The 18,564-nt window shown below is 47.7% G+C and carries 18 protein-coding genes; all 18 read right to left on the bottom strand.

Annotated elements, in window-relative coordinates:
* Positions 1-214: 214 nt before the first annotated feature.
* The 18 genes from QVE09_RS29880 to QVE09_RS29795 all read right to left on the bottom strand — a co-directional run bounded on the left by QVE09_RS29880 (position 215) and on the right by QVE09_RS29795 (position 18,352).
* A complete protein-coding gene (locus tag QVE09_RS29880; protein WP_315939742.1) occupies positions 215-1,165 on the bottom strand; it encodes a peptidyl-prolyl cis-trans isomerase in 951 nt (316 codons plus the stop codon).
* Between the two features lie 23 nt (positions 1,166-1,188).
* Positions 1,189-2,109 (bottom strand): Hsp33 family molecular chaperone HslO, encoded by a 921-nt coding sequence (gene hslO, locus QVE09_RS29875; RefSeq protein WP_315939741.1) that lies wholly within the window; start codon positions 2,107-2,109, stop codon positions 1,189-1,191.
* Positions 2,110-2,182: 73 nt separating this feature from the next.
* Positions 2,183-2,953, bottom strand: a complete 771-nt coding sequence (locus QVE09_RS29870; protein WP_026081372.1) for a type III pantothenate kinase — start codon at positions 2,951-2,953, stop codon at positions 2,183-2,185.
* A 6-nt stretch (positions 2,954-2,959) separates the two neighbouring features.
* Positions 2,960-3,826, bottom strand: coding sequence for a carboxylating nicotinate-nucleotide diphosphorylase (gene nadC / locus QVE09_RS29865; RefSeq protein WP_253428914.1), 867 nt, complete (start codon positions 3,824-3,826; stop codon positions 2,960-2,962).
* Entirely contained in the window at positions 3,823-5,457 is a 1,635-nt protein-coding gene (gene nadB / locus QVE09_RS29860) for an L-aspartate oxidase (protein ID WP_315939740.1), read from the bottom strand. Before nadB ends, nadC begins: the two co-directional genes overlap by 4 nt.
* A 35-nt stretch (positions 5,458-5,492) precedes the next feature.
* On the bottom strand, positions 5,493-6,431 hold the full coding sequence (nadA, locus tag QVE09_RS29855) for a quinolinate synthase NadA (protein ID WP_017691350.1): 939 nt from the start codon (positions 6,429-6,431) through the stop codon (positions 5,493-5,495).
* Between the two features lie 300 nt (positions 6,432-6,731).
* Positions 6,732-8,777, bottom strand: coding sequence for an ATP-dependent zinc metalloprotease FtsH (gene ftsH, locus QVE09_RS29850; RefSeq protein ID WP_315939739.1), 2,046 nt, complete (start codon positions 8,775-8,777; stop codon positions 6,732-6,734).
* A 100-nt stretch (positions 8,778-8,877) separates the two neighbouring features.
* Complete coding sequence (gene hpt, locus QVE09_RS29845) at positions 8,878-9,417, bottom strand: hypoxanthine phosphoribosyltransferase (protein ID WP_315939738.1); 540 nt, start codon at positions 9,415-9,417, stop codon at positions 8,878-8,880.
* A gap of 52 nt (positions 9,418-9,469) precedes the next feature.
* Positions 9,470-10,909 carry a tRNA lysidine(34) synthetase TilS gene (tilS, locus tag QVE09_RS29840; RefSeq protein WP_315939737.1) on the bottom strand — a complete coding sequence of 480 codons (1,440 nt, stop codon included), beginning with the start codon at positions 10,907-10,909 and terminating at the stop codon, positions 9,470-9,472.
* A 43-nt stretch (positions 10,910-10,952) separates the two neighbouring features.
* Positions 10,953-11,900 carry a serine/threonine protein kinase gene (locus QVE09_RS29835; protein WP_169483002.1) on the bottom strand — a complete coding sequence of 316 codons (948 nt, stop codon included), beginning with the start codon at positions 11,898-11,900 and terminating at the stop codon, positions 10,953-10,955.
* Entirely contained in the window at positions 11,884-12,636 is a 753-nt protein-coding gene (locus QVE09_RS29830; RefSeq protein ID WP_315939736.1) for a VWA domain-containing protein, read from the bottom strand. The genes QVE09_RS29835 and QVE09_RS29830 overlap by 17 nt, the downstream gene beginning before the upstream one ends.
* 85 nt (positions 12,637-12,721) lie before the next feature.
* The gene (spoIIE, locus tag QVE09_RS29825) at positions 12,722-15,229 is read right to left on the bottom strand and encodes a stage II sporulation protein E (protein ID WP_315939735.1); all 2,508 of its coding nucleotides are present in this window, start codon (positions 15,227-15,229) and stop codon (positions 12,722-12,724) included.
* A 474-nt stretch (positions 15,230-15,703) separates the two neighbouring features.
* Positions 15,704-16,234 carry a S1 domain-containing RNA-binding protein gene (locus QVE09_RS29820; RefSeq protein ID WP_017691357.1) on the bottom strand — a complete coding sequence of 177 codons (531 nt, stop codon included), beginning with the start codon at positions 16,232-16,234 and terminating at the stop codon, positions 15,704-15,706.
* A gap of 198 nt (positions 16,235-16,432) precedes the next feature.
* On the bottom strand, positions 16,433-16,768 hold the full coding sequence (locus QVE09_RS29815) for an FtsB family cell division protein (RefSeq protein ID WP_017691358.1): 336 nt from the start codon (positions 16,766-16,768) through the stop codon (positions 16,433-16,435).
* An 11-nt stretch (positions 16,769-16,779) separates the two neighbouring features.
* On the bottom strand, positions 16,780-17,349 hold the full coding sequence (gene yabQ / locus QVE09_RS29810) for a spore cortex biosynthesis protein YabQ (RefSeq protein ID WP_315939734.1): 570 nt from the start codon (positions 17,347-17,349) through the stop codon (positions 16,780-16,782).
* On the bottom strand, positions 17,346-17,630 hold the full coding sequence (yabP, locus tag QVE09_RS29805) for a sporulation protein YabP (protein ID WP_036606119.1): 285 nt from the start codon (positions 17,628-17,630) through the stop codon (positions 17,346-17,348). The genes yabQ and yabP overlap by 4 nt, the downstream gene beginning before the upstream one ends.
* A gap of 171 nt (positions 17,631-17,801) precedes the next feature.
* Positions 17,802-18,080: an RNA-binding S4 domain-containing protein gene (locus QVE09_RS29800; protein ID WP_017691361.1), complete on the bottom strand. Its 279-nt coding sequence runs from the start codon at positions 18,078-18,080 to the stop codon at positions 17,802-17,804.
* On the bottom strand, positions 18,080-18,352 hold the full coding sequence (locus tag QVE09_RS29795; protein WP_017691362.1) for an HU family DNA-binding protein: 273 nt from the start codon (positions 18,350-18,352) through the stop codon (positions 18,080-18,082). The genes QVE09_RS29800 and QVE09_RS29795 overlap by 1 nt, the downstream gene beginning before the upstream one ends.
* Positions 18,353-18,564 lie beyond the last annotated feature (212 nt).

Raw genomic sequence — 18,564 nt, 5'->3', positions numbered from 1 at the left:
AGACAGGGCGGAGGTTTCCGAAAGTTTCTTTGTTAATAAATAAATCTTTTATATCCGAGTAAACGAGTAGGTATTTATTATTTTCATCTTATCAACGTTAACCCTTATTGTCAATATGAGTACTCAAAAAAAATACTCTGCCTTTGGCCCTAAGACCGCAGACAGAGTATTTTTATCAAGATGCAGCAGTACTATACAATCTTCTCCATTGAATTCAGGAGGCAGGAATCTCGGACAGGATTACGGCTTCATACTTGTTACGCAGCATTTGCTCTACCTGCGGCAACGGATCAGCCTGACTCAGAGCCAGTTGCATTCGAATCTCCTCACGGACCTCTTCGGCCGACTGTACCTGGCGTTCTTCTTTATCATTAAGTCTGATAATAACATAACCTTCTTCCACTCGAACCGGTCCGGCAATATCGCCTACATCCAGCCCGGCAGCAAGTTGAAGGATTTCTTCTGACTGGAATGGATCATTCTGCTCAATCCATCCCAGCCTCCCACCAGCATCACGAGAGAAGCTGTCCGTCGATTGCTTGCGAGCAGCTTCTTCAAAGTCTTCCCCCTTCTCCAACGCATCCAGTAAGGAATCGGCTTCCTCTTCTTCCTTCACTACGATGATGGACAAGTCATATTTCTCGGGGGAAACGTAATCCTCACGGTGTTCAGTCCAGTAATGCTCAATATCTGCATCCTTGATCTGTATGCCGATCGTTGCGATTTTCTCAAGCAGCAGCCTGTAGCCGGCTTCCAACTCAAGCTCCTGTTTCGACAGACCCAACTGGGACTTCATTTCGTCAAAATATGATTTCTCTGAATCGTACCCATCCATCGCGGTCGCAAGTTCTCTTGCAATCTCTTGGGGAGTGACGATCAGCTTGCGTTCAATTGCTTCGGCATATACGGCTTTACGGTTTAACATCTGGAGTAATAACTCACTGCCGTAACGTCTTTTCAGCGCATCGGTCCACTCTTTGTCCGTGATGACTTCTCCGTTGATCGTCGCTACGGTGCTTCCTTCTTCCGTATTGGCATCATGAGACGCATCTGCCTCGTCTTTGCCCTGTCTGAGACCATGCATAGCCATCACACTACCCATGACCAGCATGCCTAGCGTCAAGACAATTACAGCCGTCCACAACCCTTTTTCCTGTCTTGTCATTCCGCATCCCGTCCCCGCATAGATCAGTTCTTGGCTTGCTCTAGGATGGTCTCAAGTTGTTCTTTGTTAAAGTCATAGGCTTCATTACAGAATTGGCAGACCACTTCAGCCTGGCCCTCTTCTTCAATTAATTGCTCCATCTCCGTTTGGCCCAGGCTGATTAGTGTCTTCTCTACTCGCTCACGTGAACACTCACAGCTAAAATGAATATCCAATCCTTCCATCACTTGTACATCTGGCAACAATCGGCGAAGCAATTCTTCCAATTCAAGTCCCTGCTCCAGCAACGTCGTCACTGGCGGCAACGTACTAATGGCGTTTTCGATCGCCGTGATCTCTGGATCTGTCAATCCCGGCAACAGTTGCATAATGAATCCACCTGAGACAATAACGGAATTATCCGTATCAACGAGCACACCAACGCCTACAGCAGAAGGTGTTTGCTCCGATTGCGCAAAGTAGTACGTGAAGTCTTCGCCCAGTTCTCCTGAAATAATAGGCACACTGCCACGATATGGTTCTTTCAGTCCCAAATCCTTCGTTATGTTGATGAAACCTTCCGTTCCAACCGCACCTGCAACGTCCAGTTTACCCACACTATTGCTTGGCAAATGTACATGCGGATTAGAAACATATCCTCGTACTTCGCCTTTCGCATTGGCATCAGCTACAATCTGTCCAATGGGCCCATCACCGTTGACTTGTACCGTTAACTTCTCTTCACCTTTGAGCATTGCACCCATAATGGCTGCTGTTGTAACCGTACGCCCCATGGCAGCTGTAGCCGTGGGAAACGTATCGTGTCTTCTGCGTAGTTCGTCAACCAGTTCCGTAGTCTGGATAGCAAAGGCTCTTACCTTTCCATTCATTGCTGTACCACGAATTAACCGGTCATGCTTGTTGTTGTTTTCCAAGTCATTCAGCCTCCTTTGGCGTATCGCCATAATAGTCGTAACACAGAAAAAACGGCACAACACTTAAGCTGTAATCTCAGCCCGCTGTATGCCGTCACTATGCTCACCTTTCCCGGTTCCGCTCATATATAATACGCAGCCCTTCAAGCGTAAGCAGCGGATCAACTTCCTCTATACTACGGGTTTCTTCTGCGATAAGTGTAGCGAGACCACCCGTCGCGATAACTCGGGGCTTCGCTCCCATCTCCTCGCGAATACGTTCTACAATACCATCTACCTGCCCTGCATAGCCAAATATAATACCCGCTTGCATGGCATGAATAGTATTACGGCCAATGACCTTTTTAGGTTTCTCCAGCTCTATACGAGGCAACTTGGATGCCCGCTCATAGAGCGCTTCAGTGGCGATCTGAATGCCAGGTACAATAGCTCCCCCCAGGTAGTGACCTTTCTCGTCAATACAGTCAAAGGTCGTTGCAGTACCGAAATCGACCACGACGAGAGGGCCGCCATACTTCTCAACGGCTGCCACTGCATTAACAATACGATCTGCACCCACTTCACGAGGGTTCTCGTATCGCAGATTCAAGCCAGTTTTGATACCAGGCCCAACGAGCAAAGCTTTTTTGCCTACATACTTCTCACACATCGCTTCGATTACATTCACCAGTGGCGGAACCACAGATGAGATGATGACACCTTCGATGTCACTTGCCCTGATGCCGGACATATGAAATAAATTATAAATCAATACGCCGTATTCATCCACTGTTGACTGACGTGATGTACTCAGACGAAAGTGGTGCAGCAATTCCCGGCCTTGATATACGCCGAGCACCATATTGCTGTTCCCCACGTCTACAACTAGAATCAAAGAGGTTCACCCCTCTTTCTTTTCATTTAAATCTAGACTAATATCCAGGCTCTCAAAGGAATAGGTTAACCTGCCAACCGAAATTACATCCACACCACTCTCTGCAATACCACGAATGGTCTGAAGAGACACGTTACCGGATGCCTCAACCTTCACATGAGGAGCCTGTTCACGAATAAGTTCAACCGCTTCACGCATCCGCTCTGGATGCATGTTATCCAGCATAATGATATCTGCCCCGGCTTGCAAGGCTTCTCTCACCTGCTCCAGATTTTCAGTCTCCACTTCAATCGTCATCGTATGTGGGATAACGGTTCGCGCACGCTGTACCGCCTCGGTGATTCCGCCTGCACCCTTGATGTGGTTATCCTTAATCATAACGGCATCGTACAGTCCAAATCGATGATTCGCTCCGCCACCCACGCGCACTGCATATTTCTCAAGTAATCGATGGCCCGGCGTTGTCTTACGTGTATCCACAAGCCTGGTCTCAAGACCATCCAGCACATCCACGTAGGCACGCGTACGCGTAGCTATTCCGGACATACGTTGCAGCAAGTTAAGTGCCAGTCGTTCCCCTGTAAGCAGTGAATGTGTACTTCCCTCTACCTCGGCCAAAATCGTGCCATGGGTAACCTTGTCTCCGTCTGTTACCTTCGGTGTAAATACAAGATCAGGATCAACGACCTGAAATACAAGTTCAGCTACGGTCATACCTGCAATAATACCATTGTCTTTGGCGTGTATAATAGCCTTGGATTGGTTGCCTGCCGGGATCGTCACACTTGTTGTAACGTCACCTGCACCAACATCTTCACGAAGCCAGTTTTTGATTGATTCGATAAGCCCTTCATTATATCCGTTCAGTATCATGACATCAATTCCTCCACAATCGCTTGTTCTCGCTGCTGCAGACTATGCTTCTGCCACACGATATCATCACGTGCCGGGAAATCCTCACGATAGTGAGCCCCCCGACTCTCCTCGCGGTGTAATGCTCCGCTGGTAACTAACCAGGCACAGGTCAGAAGGTTGGCATACTCCAACTCTTCCTTATGAGTGAGTGTCTGATCAAAAAATTGCAATTCCTGTTGCAGCTTGTCCATGGCCTTCTGCAGGTCCTCCCCATTCCGGCGCAAGCCTACCTGACGAACCATCATTTTCTGTAACCGTAAGCGTCTTTCGGATACCGGCTTTTGCTCGTTCATGATCTTGTTAATCTTGTTATTCATGTCCACAGATGAAGGCGCAGCCCCTTGTAATAAACCAAGCGGAGGAAGAGATTGAATACGATCAACAATTCTCCGTCCAAATACAATCGCTTCTGATAAAGAATTACTTGCCAGGCGGTTAGCTCCGTGCACTCCTGTAGAAGACACCTCACCACAAGCGAATAACCGGGAGATGCTACTCTCTCCACTTAAATCCGTTTTCACTCCACCCATCATGTAATGGGCAGCAGGTGCAACGGGAATCCAGTCCGTTGTCATGTCCAATCCATAACGCATACAAGTCTCATATATGGTAGGGAACCGATGCTTGATCATCTCTGGCTGTTCATGCGTAATATCCAAATACACAAAGGTACTGTTGGTGGACTCCATCTCACTAACAATCGCTCGTGCCACGATATCGCGTGGGGCCAGTTCAAGCTGGGCATGATATCGATCCATGAAGCGTTCGCCCTTCACATTGCGCAAATATGCGCCTTCACCGCGTACGGCTTCTGACACAAGGAATCGCGGTGCCCCTGGGTAACAAAGAGAGGTAGGATGGAATTGGATAAATTCCATGTCACGAACAATAGCCCCAGCCCGATAGGCCATGGCTACACCATCGGCAGTAGCTACATCCGGATTCGTCGTGTATCGGTACAGTTGTCCTGCCCCACCAGAGCAAAGAACGGTGGCCTGTGCCTTCACGAACACTTGCGATCCGTCATCCTTCTGAACCAGAGCGCCAATGCATTCCCCTCGATCTCGATCTGTAATCAGGTCAACAACAAAATGCTCATCCCATACTTCAATCCCGGGATGTTCATTCACTTCAACAGCAAGCGCACGTACAATCTCATATCCTGTTGCATCTCCGTTGGCATGCAAAATACGGCGGTGGCTATGCGCACCTTCCTGCGTCAACGCCAACTCGCCGTTCTCCAGATCAAATAAAGTACCCAAACGAATCAGTTCCTTCACTCCGTCCGGACCCTCATTCACCAATACCTCTACCGCTTCGGAGCGGCATAAGCCCGCTCCTGCTACAAGTGTATCCTGCAAGTGGTAAGCAGGTGAATCATCCTCAGCAATAACCGCAGCGATGCCTCCCTGCGCATATCTGGTGTTACTTTCAAGTAATGACTTCTTCGTGATCATTAATACACGTTGTTGTTCACTTGCCTTAATGGCAGTAAACAAACCAGCAATCCCTGAGCCTATAACCAGTACATCCGTCTCTACCATGGGTAGCGCAGACAGATCAAAATCAACTAAATATTGCGGTATCATGTTATTCACCTGTCTTGGAGCAAGAGTAGCGCATCCTACTTTACCAACAACATGCGCTCTAGTGATTCTCTGGCTTTGTCGGCAACGGCCGGTGGCACGTAGATTTGCGGCTTCATCGTTTCCAGGCATTTCACCAGTTTCTTCAAGTTGTTCACCTTCATGTTGGGACATACGAGGAACTTGGTAGCAAAATGGAACTGTTTATCCGGACTATCCAGACGGAGCTGATATCCTGTACCATCTTCGGTACCTACGATAAATTCCTTCGCTGATGAATTTTTGCAATACTCCAGAATAGCTGTTGTGCTGCCTACAAAATCACCCATTTCTACAACCTCAGGGCGACACTCTGGATGGACAACAAACTCTGCATTCGGATGTTTGGCTCTCATCTCCACCACATCTTTGACTGTAAGCATATCGTGAGTGTTGCAGTAACCTTCCCAGATAATCATTTTCTTGTCTGTATGCTGCTGCACATAATGTCCCAGGTTTTTATCCGGTACCCAGATAATTTCGTCGGAATCCACCGATTGAATAACCCGGACTGCATTCGCCGATGTACAACAGATGTCAGTCTCTGCTTTGATCTCAGCCGAGGAATTGATATAAGTAACTACCTTGGCATTAGGGTGTTGTGCTTTCAATTTGCGTAGTCCATCCACATTCACCATATCTGCCATTGGGCAGCCCGCACGTTCGTCCGGGATAATAACTGTTTTATTTGGCGCAAGAATTTTAGCGCTTTCACCCATAAAATGAACACCACAGAAAACGATCACATCCGCATCTGTTTGTGCTGCCTTCTGGGCTAACAGAAACGAATCTCCACGGAAGTCGGCAACCTCCTGTACTTCGTCACGTTGATAATAATGGGCAAGAATAATGGCATTACGTTCCTTCTTCAACTCCATAAGCCGCTCACGCAGCTCACGGTTCATCTCAGCCTTGCGCTCTAAAGCCAGAGCTTCCACCTGTGATCCTCTCCTTTATCGGGACAGCGTCATGCGCTGTTTCGTAGGGCTAACCTAAGTCGTTATCTTCGCTTGAGAAACGAATCACAAGCGGTTTAACAACTAATTTACACAACGTTCACGACTCTGTCAATAAATGAAAAAGGCTCGGTACAGCGCTGTAACCACCTGTTTGCTAACTGGTTCGCCATCTAACTCCCGTTTATCTTTATCTATCCTCTTTTAAAATAATGGACAAAAAAAAGAGAGCCCGAGGGCTCTCTTGATTTCACCTGCTGTCATAGTCAGATGTATTATGCATTAAGACGTTGGCTTTGTTCCGCCATCATCCGGGTTATTGTTATTACCCTTTTCCAGATTCGGAGCTTCGTTTGGAATATCTCCGGCTGGTGGCTCAGGCGTTTCATCTTTACCTTGAATACGGACACGCACATCACCGATGTTGTCGATGATTGGCTCTCCGCTTTCAGTTGGTGTGCCTTCACCATCATTGTCATTCTCTGCTTTTGGAGTCAAAGAACCTGTTTCGATCAATTGCTTGATCTGATCCATTTCCAAAGTCTCTACCTCAAGCAAAGTTTGAGCGATCAGATGCATCTCTTTGGAATGTTTAACGAGCAAGTCCTTACATTTCTCGTAACAATCATTGATAAAGCGTTGCATTTCCTGATCGATCTCGTAGGCAATGGAATCCGAGTAATTCTGTTCATGACCGATATCCCGACCAAGGAATACCTGTCCTTGTGAACTTCCGAATTGCATAGGTCCCAATTTCTCACTCATACCGTATTCCATAACCATGCTGCGAACAATACCTGTCGCTTGCTGGAAGTCACTGTATGCACCAGTACCAATTTCTCCGATGAACAATTCTTCAGCTACACGACCCCCGAGAAGTCCGGTTACTTTATCCAGCAATTCCTGCTTGGTAACCAGCATACGGTCTTCTTTTGGCAACATGATTACATATCCACCCGCACGTCCGCGCGGAATAATGGTCACTTTATGTACCATATCAGCATGTTCGAGGAAGTATCCTACAATGGTATGACCTGCTTCGTGATAAGCAACGATTCGTTTCTCACGATCACTGATGACACGGCTTTTCTTCTCCGTACCAACGATTACACGGTCAATCGCTTCGTCAACTTCCTTCATGGAAATATCTTTACGGTTACGGCGCGCTGCAAGCAATGCCGCTTCGTTCAAGAGATTTTCCAAATCCGCACCAGAGAAACCTGTTGTACGCTTCGCGATGATATCCATCTTCACATCTTTGGTCAGTGGTTTATTACGGGAATGTACTTTCAAAACAGCTTCACGACCTCTTACGTCAGGGCGGTCAACCGTAATTTGACGGTCAAAACGGCCTGGACGCAGCAAGGCAGGGTCCAAAATATCTGCACGGTTCGTTGCGGCAATGATGATAATACCTTCGTTAACTCCGAATCCGTCCATCTCAACGAGCAACTGGTTGAGTGTCTGTTCACGTTCATCGTGACCACCACCGAGACCAGCACCACGCTGACGTCCTACAGCATCAATCTCATCGATAAAGATGATACATGGGGCATTTTTCTTCGCATTTTCAAACAAATCACGTACACGTGATGCACCGACACCGACAAACATTTCCACGAAGTCGGAACCTGAAATAGTAAAGAATGGTACACCCGCTTCACCGGCTACGGCACGAGCGAGCAATGTTTTACCGGTACCTGGAGGACCTACGAGCAATACGCCCTTAGGAATCCGTGCACCTACTGCTGCGAATTTACGAGGGTCCTTGAGGAAGTCTACAACTTCAACAAGTTCCTGTTTCTCTTCGTCAGCACCCGCAACATCTTCAAATGTAACCCGCTTCTTCTCTTCGTTGTAGAGACGAGCACGGCTTTTACCAAAGTTCATTACTTTACCGCCGCCGCCTTGAGCCTGATTAAACAGGAAGAAGAACAGCAGGAACATAATGATCAAAGGAATAAAGGAAGTCAGCAACGTCAACCAGATGCTGTCACCTTTCATTGGCTCCTGATGATATTGGAAATTGTTAGTTTCACTTGCAGCTACAAGCTCACTAATTGCCTCATCCGTAGGAGGAATATACGTTGAGAAATTTTCTGATTTGGCGCCATCAGGTGCCTTCTTGTATTGACCGGTCACGAGATACGTCTGACCGTTGAATTGAACCGTCAATTCAGAGACATTGTTGGCTTTGATCGCTGCACGCAACTGATCATATCTAGGATTATCGGTGGCTTCGCCGCCATTGCTGACGAACTGGACTATCCCCACCACAACTAAAAAAAGAATCAAATAAAAACCAGAATTCCGGATGAACCGATTCATCCCCTACCTCCTCTCGAGACACTTTAATTATTTTAACATAGCCCGACATGGCTTCTCAACAGAAGCCAAGAACAGCTCAAGGCTTGGGTCGGGCAGGATATTAGCTACTATAGACTTCCGGCTTCAAAATCCCGATATAGGGCAGGTTCCGGTACTTCTCCGCAAAATCCAAACCGTAACCAACGATGAACGCGTCAGGAATGTCAAAGCCTGTGTAATGAGCTTCCAACTCAACTTTACGGCCTGAAGGCTTGTCGAACAGCGTAACCACACGCACCGATTCAGCACCGCGGTTTTCTAACAGTTCAATCAGATAGCTGAGTGTAAGTCCGCTGTCGATAATATCTTCGACAATCAGAACTTCCCGTCCTTCAACGGATACATCCAGATCCTTAATGATTTTGACAACACCTGATGACTTGGTGGAAGCGCCGTAACTGGATACCGCCATAAAATCCATTTCAACAGGTACCGTTATGTTTTTAACCAAATCAGCCATAAATATAAACGCACCCTTGAGCACACAAATGACCAAAGGATTGCGGTTTGCATATTCGGCACTTAGTGTTGCGCCTAATTCCTTGATTTTACTCTGAATTTCTTCTTCACTGATCAATACTTCCTGAATGTCGTTCTGCAACTGTGCGAACCTCCTAAGTTATACTATGAAAGCCTTACCTGAACCATAACCACTACCCCTGAATCGCTGAATCGCCTACAGTCATGTACAGGATTGTGGAAGTGCCCTCCCTGACAGGGGCCATATTGGACCGTCGAACACCCGGTAACCAGATGATATGACCTGCTCCATCACATACCACAGGAATACGTGGACGGACAGATGGGGGGATTTTCTCATCGATGAAAATATTTTTCACCTTTTTGCTTCCGTTTAATCCCATTACTTTCATGGTATCTCCAGGTAACCGTGAACGCACAACCAGCGGCATAAGCAGTTGATCCGCATCAAACGCGGCTTGATCCGCCGATTCCGGTACATGATAGTCCTCGGGACTCACCGTCATCAACCGAATATACCGGTTAATTGGGGTGAGTGAAAGCTCATAAGTTCCACTCCATTGCGCAAGACGATACTCGTAAGATTGATCCTGTACGTCCGTCCGTATGCCAAAAGAAATCAGATTATACTCCCGAGTGCAGGCGAGTGTCTGTCCTATATCCAGGCTCCAGGTCGTCACATGGGTCTCCATGACCTTGTGCCGAATGGTTTCTATACGGGTAAAGTCGACAAAATCACTGTCCAAAGGCAGATAATTCAATATTAGTTTAATCAACCTTCGTTGTAAAGCGACATGTAACTTCAAGAAGGAAGGCACCTCAAAGGTTTGCCTTCCGCCGTTCACCTGCACTAGACACCTGTATGTGTCATATGCACTCTGCTCCATGAAATCGTCTTCATCACCCACAATTTCGGCAAGCCGATTCAATGACGGCGTGAGTTGTCCATTATACTGCCCCAAAAAAGGAAGCACATCCAAGCGAATGGCATTACGCCGATATTTACGCAGGGCGTTGCTCTCATCATTGAAATACATAAAACCCTGGGTATTACAAGCTTCTACAAGGTCTGTCTTGTTTATACGAAGGCATGGACGAATAAGTTCCACATTTTTTTCTCGCCTTTTAAACTTCATTCCAGAGAGTCCCGACAAGCCGGTTCCACGAAGCAAATGAAGCATGACCGTCTCCGCCTGATCATCCGCATGATGTGCCAAAGCGATGCTTGCCGCATTATATTTGGTTGCTACTTCATGCAGAAAGGCATATCGCTTGTTGCGTGCCGCTTCCTGTGGTCCTTGACCCGTCATCTCCATATATAAAGGTACATCGGCCTTGGTCCATTCAAATGTAATACCAAGCTGCTGTGCCAGTTCCATCATTTTCTCCGCTTCATCATCAGATTCGGTCCGGAAACCATGATGCACATGGGCACAGATCAATTCAAGTGGCACATGCCGCTTGCTGATCTCGTGCATGATATGCAAAAAAGCTACCGAGTCCGGTCCGCCCGATACTGCGACGACAATCCGATCCCCGGGAACCCATAACTGATGCTCTTCCGCTGCATCCAGCACGTTATTCACCAGCATGTTCCAGCGTAAAGCCTCCATACCTGTTCCTCATTCCTTGCGTTATGTATATGCACTCTCACAGTCAGAAACGTAGTGCATAGATGAGCACTCCAATAAGTAATATCACAGATACAGCAAATGCATTCTTAAGCCAGCGCGGTGTTGTACTTTTGGAACGACGGCGAAGAGGCGTGGGGCGTGCCATCATTTCCTTCCACCCTTGTGCCGCATGACCTGCATCACGAAACTGACCTCGTAAAGCCTGGATTGTCCAATTCCGAAAAGGACCCAGTCGCTCACTGCGCTCCACCAGCGCTACGAGCTGATTCACACTTCGCAGTTGCGGTAATCCTTCTGCTGCCAGTGCCTTGAGTGCGTCTGCTTCTAGTACATGAATCAACAATAATGCAAATGCAAATACATCATAGGTACCATCTGCTGTACGGCTGCCTGCATTCCAGAAGCCCCGATCATACCATTCGGTGAATTGTTTGACGCTTCGACCAATAGACGTAACTCCGCCGTAGTCGATCAATTCCACCTGCCCATAATCGGATACCAGCACATTCTGAGGTTTGAGATCACCAAACACCCATCCCGCCTGATGCAATTGTGCCAGCTTCTGCAAGAGTCTAAGTCCAACCAGAAGTGTCCAGTCTGTCCCCTGACGCCGAATGAAATGATGAAGAGCCTCACCTCGAACGTAACGCATCACATAAAAGGGAATATCCCGGCCACGAACGGCATAATCATCCACATCTTTAAGATAGGAAGGAATGCCGCTCTGCCGAAGGGCTTCATGATTACGCTGTAGTTGAAAAGATTTGAGCACATTGACTTCCGATTGCAGATCTACCGGGTCAAATCCCATTTTTAGCGCGTAGTGTTTGCCATTTTCACCCCGTTGGACAAGAAAAACGATGCCATTGGCTCCTTTGCCCAGTAGCTTCCGAATCGTGTAACGACTGCGATTCCATTTCCCTGTAACCACTGTTCCTGGCGGGAAAGAGGCGTCAGACAACGTTGTCACCGAGCATCCCTTCTCTTTCAATGCGATAGTTCCCTTCTATTTCCTGCTGTTCCTCCAGTGTACCATAACGGTAAAAATCAATCACCTTCTGAATTGCAGGACCTGTCGGCGTTGCACCCTTCATCTGCAACCTTCCAAACAGGGACCGAACACGGCCTGGATCCGTTGTCCAGTCAATATCCATTACCGCATCTTCTCCACTGTGTCGTCCCGGAAAATGAAATACGGAAAGCTTGCTCTGACCTATACGCGCCTGCAAACTTAACATTAAATCACGAATGCCTTCTTCTACCGCAGCCAGTTTGGGCTTCATGCTGGCACTGACGTCTATTAGCAATATAACCTGTAAGGCAGTAGTTTCAGCCATATCATCCATCACTTCCACGACCCGGGCGCGTTGTGCAGGCTCCAGATCGGTTACCGTTTTGGGCTCCTTCTCTCCCAAAATTTGTGTTAACTCTCTATTAACCGCCTGCTGAATGGTCTGAACCACCGTTTTCCTTGTCATCATCTGCATCGTATGGGCAAGCTGACGTGTACCTACAATTTGGCTGATTCCACCTCCGGCTCTGGCAATATCCTCAATCTCCCGGCTACCCAGCTCACCAATGGTTCCATAATCAATCACGCCAACCACATTAACCGTAATCCCCTCTTCCTGTGCTTCGGCCGCTGCCAGCACCGGACTTGGTCCTACATTGGAACAACCGTCGGTGATCAATAAGATTTGCTTCATCCGATATCCCTCCGTTATTCGTTACTCTCCAACTCTATGACTAGCATTGCCAGAATGAAGAGACTTCAAACAGAAGAATATGCAATTAGCTGACGGTCCGTGGACGCTCCATCCGGTTGATGCCAGGCACACGCAGTGTGGCCCATTCAGGGCGGAAATGCTCTACTTTTCCAACAACGACGGTCATATCATCCAATATCTCATGCTGCTGATATCTTATGACACTTTCAAGCAGGCAATCGGCCAAATCTTGCGGATCATCCGTATCAATCTCTTGAATGAGCCGTTTCATCCATAACTCTTTGTTCACCGCATACCCCGGTGCATCATAGATGCCATCCGTCATCATAATGAGGATATCCCCTGGTTGTAGCTGTACCGTCACCAGATCCACTTCAATATCCTTAATAATACCGATCGGCAAATTGCTGGCTGAAACTTGAATAACCTCCTGTCCACGTTTGATAAAACTTGGCGTCGATCCGATTTTCATAAACGTGGTCTCTGCCGTATATTCATCAATCAGCGCCATATCTACTGTGGCATACATCTCTTCAGGGGAGCGCAGCATCAGAACGGAGTTCACGGATTTGATCGCCAGTTTCTCGTCCATGCCGGACTGTAGCAACTGTTCCAGTATGTTCAGCGCCGCACTGCTCTCCATGCGTGCCCGTTCTCCATTGCCCATTCCATCACTGAGCGCCACCGCGAATGTACCGTTGCCTAACTCAACTGTACTGAAGCTGTCGCCTGACATCACATCTCCCCCTTTTGCGGCGGCAGCAACACCCGTGGTTACCTCGAAGGTTTTGGCCGAACCAAACGTAACGGTCGCCAGTCCCTGACGAGAGTCCGTCATGGTCTCATGCAAGACGGCGATATGCTCGTCCAATACATCCGAGATCAGCGGAGCTATCATTTTCCGGCACTCATCGAATCCACGTGTATATGCATGAACAATCTCAATCTCTACATTGCCCGCTTCCAGATTGATGATCTCAATGGAGTGAATGGATAGACCCAGTGACTCCAGTGCATCCCGAATCTGTTCCTCCTGCTGCACCATCTCCTCACTTTCCCGCTGAATTTCTTTGGCCAGGTCCTCCATGACCTGGGATACACCAGACAATTGCTCTGCAACCAGCTGCCGACTATCGATAATTTGGCGCTTCCATTGCATGTTATGTTGATGCAACCCATACTGGGCACGCATAACTTCAAGGACCTCTTCCGGTTTCGCACATACCCTGTTCCAGTCCACTGGAATCTGCTTGCCTGAGATCTCCGGGTTTCCTTCAATCGTACTCATCACGTCCGTCATATATTTGTAGGTTTGAATAAACTTCGCATCCCAGCATTGTGTACGCTTGAAGCAGCTTGCACATGTGCCCTCGGCAACCGCATTCATGAAATGGTCCATTCCACCTTCTTTCTGTACCGGCTCCCCCGCACCGGACATCTGATCAAAGCTGCGTGACAATTGACGGAATACCTGCGAGAACCGGGTTACCCGTTCTGCCGTGATATCCCGTATCCGTTTGGCATACTCATGCTGGGATTTCGTATGATCCTGCGTACCCGGTACATATTTGGATATCGCCGTCATCAGGCTTTTAGGTGTTAACATGAATAATACGATGGCTGCACACGTCTCCCATAATGAGTTCATTACATCGCCCGGTCCGCCCAGATATATGGATAGAATGGACGAACCCAGCAGCATACCCAGTGCAACCGCCGCACGTTTGCCCTCTCGAAGCATACCCGCCAGCATCCCGGCAAAAGCAAGCAGGCTCATCTGATACACCGCTGACATGTCAGCCAGACTCAGAATCAAGCCGGTAATGACCCCAACTGAGGCTCCGAGGGGGGCTCCGCCCACCAGCGCAAAGATTAATATGAGATAACGGGAGAGCATATGCTCGACGGATAAGGATTGAATGGTCCACCCTACGGCTCCCGTCATAACGGAAGCGAGCAATATAATCAGGCAGAGGATCTCCTCGTTCTTTAGGCTGAACTTTTTTTTGCGGTAAGTGAAAATCGGTATGGCTTGTATAAAAACTAGGGTGAGCACAAAGCTTAGTACGGAATCCATGGTGAGCATCAGCATCGCGTACCAGCTGAAGGATGGCCCGATCACGACCGCGAATAATTTGACCATAAATGTAGTCGTAAACACCATCGTTGGTGCATAAGATAATTCAGCACGATCATATGACTCCAGCCCACGGAAGAGCAGATAAAAGATGGCGATCTCCGATGCAACAATGAGTGGTACTGGAAACGGTGCAAAGAGACTACCTGCGAGTAGAGCGGCACCTACCGGAATGATGTAATCCCTGCGCATGAAAGCAATTACAGCGAAGTAAGCAATGGCAAAGGGAGATAACTCATTCAGGATCATCGCCTTTCCGAGCAGAAATCCCATAAACGTAAGCAGCAGTACCCATTTGCGGGAAGCTACCATCTGGACAGCCTTGCGGGAGCCAAGCCATTGTTTCAGACGTACAGACAGCTCCTCCCGAGCTTCCGTACCTCCTTTACCTGCTTTCATTCCCGGAAATTGAATGACATTCCACTTTTCCATCATCCTCAAGGCACCCCATTCGATTAATTTGAATTTTCGTGTTTCGTTCTCGATGGTTATGATTATAGATAGATTAGAAGACGTAGTTTGTCAGAATAGGTGGGCAGGGTCCAAAAAGTTTACGACAAAAGAAACGAGCTTGGCGCGGTGGTGCGAAACCCCCGGCCTTATTGTGGTTTCATTCATTCTCCTACTTGATTCCGACAATCGGAATGTCTGATTTTGAACCGGAGATGGTTTGGTCTCGCCATCATTTGAGCAGGATAACTGGGGAATGCCACGGAAACCTGTCGGTAAAAAATGGTAGACGACAAATGTTCTTATGGTTCCATTTAGTCATGCAGAAAAACTGGGGATATGGAGCTTCACCTTACAAAAAAAGCTATTCAACTACTTATCTGTGAAAGAAACGCAAAAAAAACCGTTAGCCCATGGGCTAACGGTTTTACTTATATGTTTAGATCAGGTTGTGACAGATTACACACGCTTGGCTCCACGGCCTCCGCGTTTGCCTTCTGTGTTCTTCTTAAGCGAAGAGATCCGCTCTTCACTATCTTTCAGGAAGCGTGACATTTTATCCTCAAATGAAGGTTTGCCTGCTGCGGGCTTGAAAGAACGGCCTCCGCGGTCACCACGGTTAAATCCACCGCCGCCACCACCACGACCTTGGCCACCACTTGGGCCTCCGCCGCTGAATCGTTCGCGATCTCCTCCACTGCGTTCCGGTCTAGGAGCTCTCGGGGGTCTAGATTGGGTTTGTTGCTCAACCGGTTTGTCAACAGCTTGCTTAATGGAAAGTCCGATCTTGCCATCCTTGTCAACGTTGATAACCTTCACTGTAACGAGGTCATTCAGCTTCAGGTGGTCGTTGACATCTTTGACGTAATTGTCGGCGATTTCCGAGATGTGAACGAGACCCGTGACACCTCCTGACAGATCCACAAATGCTCCAAAATGCGTGATTCCTGTCACCTTGCCCTCTAACTTGGTGCCCACTTCAATTGCCATAGAATAAAATGATCCTCCCTTAAAAATATACAACCCGATTTTTTGAATGCCAAAATCAATGCTGCGCTAATGTAATTATACCTTATGCCGTAAACCAAGGTCAACTGAACACTACCCCATCAGAGAGCCTATTTTTTCCGGTTTAACGGCTTCAGACACACGGATAACAAACCTAGCTCGGTAATGGACCGAATTCCATCAGTTCCCTGACTCTTCAACCTGGATCGGCGTTTCCTCAGGAAGATAATATCCTTTTTTCCGTGCCAGCTGTCCTATGTATTCAGGGTCATTCAACCGGCTGACTTCGTACTTCAACTGTTCCAGCTTCTTCAACGTATCTTCCTTTGAAGCTTGCTGAGTGGCCAGATGAGAACTCTTGTCCGAAATTTGTGCAGTCTGCACAAGGAATGTATATCCTGCCCATATTACAAATACAATCATAAACGTCATCCAAAGCATGAGGCGCCTTTTTGCACCGGCAGATTTTCCTTGGTTAGTTGGAGCCTTTGATCTGCCCACAGGTGTTTTACCCATTACGGACCTCCTTAAAACCAGCGTTTCCACATCGCTGCAATTCTTGTACCCACACGGATCATGAAGCGTGGCGTTACCCAATATCTCAGGAGCGGCCTAAACATCCAGCGGAACAACTTGCCGAAAGGTACCAAACACTGCAGCACCAGCCTGCCCAGGAATAATAGTATCGCAATTACAAAACCGAATAATACGCGAATTAACTTATAAATTCCTTTAGCCGGCATAACGATCAGGATGTTAAGGATATGTCCACACCAATGAATCAGCGTTCTTGCGAGTTTAATTAACATTACCACAAAACGCTGGGTTGTAACACTTAAAAGCCAAAAATAGAAGCAAACCCCTATAATCAGCCCCAAAAAGACATAAAACCGCAACTGTCCGTGGTTTCCGGCGTATAGCATCCGAAAAACGAACAGCGCGGAAGCAACCCAGTACAACAGATCGAGCGTGTGAATACTCCATCTCGGAAACCGCAGCTGTCCGGACAGTACCCGGTAACTGTCGTAGGCCATTCCCATCACGACCCCCGAAGTAAGCATCCACATCAATGTGATCCATTGAGTATCCGGACTCATCGGAACATCTTGCCAAACAGGCCTTTACCATTTTTGGACTGGGAACCGGGGTCCAGATATTGGAGCGAACTGACTGTGCCTTCAATGGATAACAGACCTTCCTCCAGGCTCAGGTTTTTGATATGTAAATTGTGCCCCCGGATGGTCAGATGCCCAAGTTCAGTCTGCAGCAAAAATTCCTCACTGTCGAAGCTCTCCACGTTGGAGACACCCGTCAGATCCAGCAGTTTCCGATTCTGCATGCTCAGATGATGCTGTTTGGCCTTACCGTGCTCAACCATGGCATGTACCCCTCCTTCTTACACCTAGCTTATGGATGTGGAGGTTGGAATAGAACCAGCGTTGTTGAACAAATAACGCGGCATCCAGTAAAAACAAAAACGCCCTTCCCTGTTACAGGAGGACGTTTCGATTCAACTTGCATTGAATAATATTCAATACCAGATGTACTGTTACCAGTTCATCCCGTTATCCTTGGCGATCGGCTCTTCCTTCACCAAGGTGTAGAGGCTGCTCGCCTCATCCTTCTTGGTACTCTCGGCAATTCGTTCCACCCTCACGGTGACCAGTTTCTGACCGAACTGAACCGTCAGCTCATCGCCCACTTTGACAGCGGCGCTGGGCTTCGCTTCACGTCCGTTCACCAGAACACGTCCCTGTTCAGAGACGTCCTTGGCCACAGTGCGGCGTTTGATTAGCCGGGAGACCTTCAGGAATTTATCAAGACGCATTATTTTACGGCTTCTTTAAGTTTGTTGCCTGCTTTGAATGCAGGAACAGTGGACTCAGGAATCACGATTTCATTCCCTGTTTGTGGGTTACGTCCGGTACGACCGGAACGTTTGCGGGTCTCAAAAGTGCCAAAGCCGATCAATTGTACTTTGTCTCCGCTGGCAAGTGCATCTGTAATTTCTCCCAAAAAGCCGTTCAATACGGACTCAACGTCTTTTTTAGTCAAACCACTTTTGGTTGAAATGTTGTTAATCAGATCTGTTTTGTTCATTTTTAAAAGCCTCCCAAATTGAAAAAAAAGTATCTGCGATCCCTGACAATACATGATTGCCGCTGATTCGCGTTAGGTCACTACACATGTATTCTGGCTTGGCATCTGAAATCCTGCCTTGGTCCGCGACTTTTTTTAGCTTTTTGTCGATGATCCGCAGGCAACAGTCTAAGACCAGTACCCGAAACCATCCGTTGCTAAACACCAACTCC

Origin of the sequence: Paenibacillus sp. ClWae2A (genome assembly GCF_032452295.1) — a bacterium.
In the GTDB taxonomy this organism is placed as follows: domain Bacteria; phylum Bacillota; class Bacilli; order Paenibacillales; family Paenibacillaceae; genus Paenibacillus.
The sequence above is the reverse complement of the archived record's forward strand: the minus strand, read 5'-3'. Positions and strand labels throughout refer to the sequence as shown.

Bases quoted from the DNA above. Each gene is read 5' to 3' on its own strand.
- QVE09_RS29880 (WP_315939742.1), bottom strand. From the start codon at position 1,165: ATGACAAGACAGGAAAAAGGGTTGTGGACGGCTGTAATTGTCTTGACG.
- hslO (WP_315939741.1), bottom strand. From the start codon at position 2,109: ATGGCGATACGCCAAAGGAGGCTGAATGACTTGGAAAACAACAACAAG.
- nadC (WP_253428914.1), bottom strand. From the start codon at position 3,826: ATGATACTGAACGGATATAATGAAGGGCTTATCGAATCAATCAAAAAC.
- nadB (WP_315939740.1), bottom strand. From the start codon at position 5,457: ATGATACCGCAATATTTAGTTGATTTTGATCTGTCTGCGCTACCCATG.
- ftsH (WP_315939739.1), bottom strand. From the start codon at position 8,777: ATGAATCGGTTCATCCGGAATTCTGGTTTTTATTTGATTCTTTTTTTA.
- tilS (WP_315939737.1), bottom strand. From the start codon at position 10,909: ATGGAGGCTTTACGCTGGAACATGCTGGTGAATAACGTGCTGGATGCA.
- QVE09_RS29830 (WP_315939736.1), bottom strand. From the start codon at position 12,636: ATGAAGCAAATCTTATTGATCACCGACGGTTGTTCCAATGTAGGACCA.
- spoIIE (WP_315939735.1), bottom strand. From the start codon at position 15,229: ATGATGGAAAAGTGGAATGTCATTCAATTTCCGGGAATGAAAGCAGGT.
- QVE09_RS29820 (WP_017691357.1), bottom strand. From the start codon at position 16,234: ATGGCAATTGAAGTGGGCACCAAGTTAGAGGGCAAGGTGACAGGAATC.
- QVE09_RS29815 (WP_017691358.1), bottom strand. From the start codon at position 16,768: ATGGGTAAAACACCTGTGGGCAGATCAAAGGCTCCAACTAACCAAGGA.
- yabQ (WP_315939734.1), bottom strand. From the start codon at position 17,349: ATGAGTCCGGATACTCAATGGATCACATTGATGTGGATGCTTACTTCG.
- yabP (WP_036606119.1), bottom strand. From the start codon at position 17,630: ATGGTTGAGCACGGTAAGGCCAAACAGCATCATCTGAGCATGCAGAAT.
- QVE09_RS29800 (WP_017691361.1), bottom strand. From the start codon at position 18,080: ATGCGTCTTGATAAATTCCTGAAGGTCTCCCGGCTAATCAAACGCCGC.
- QVE09_RS29795 (WP_017691362.1), bottom strand. From the start codon at position 18,352: ATGAACAAAACAGATCTGATTAACAACATTTCAACCAAAAGTGGTTTG.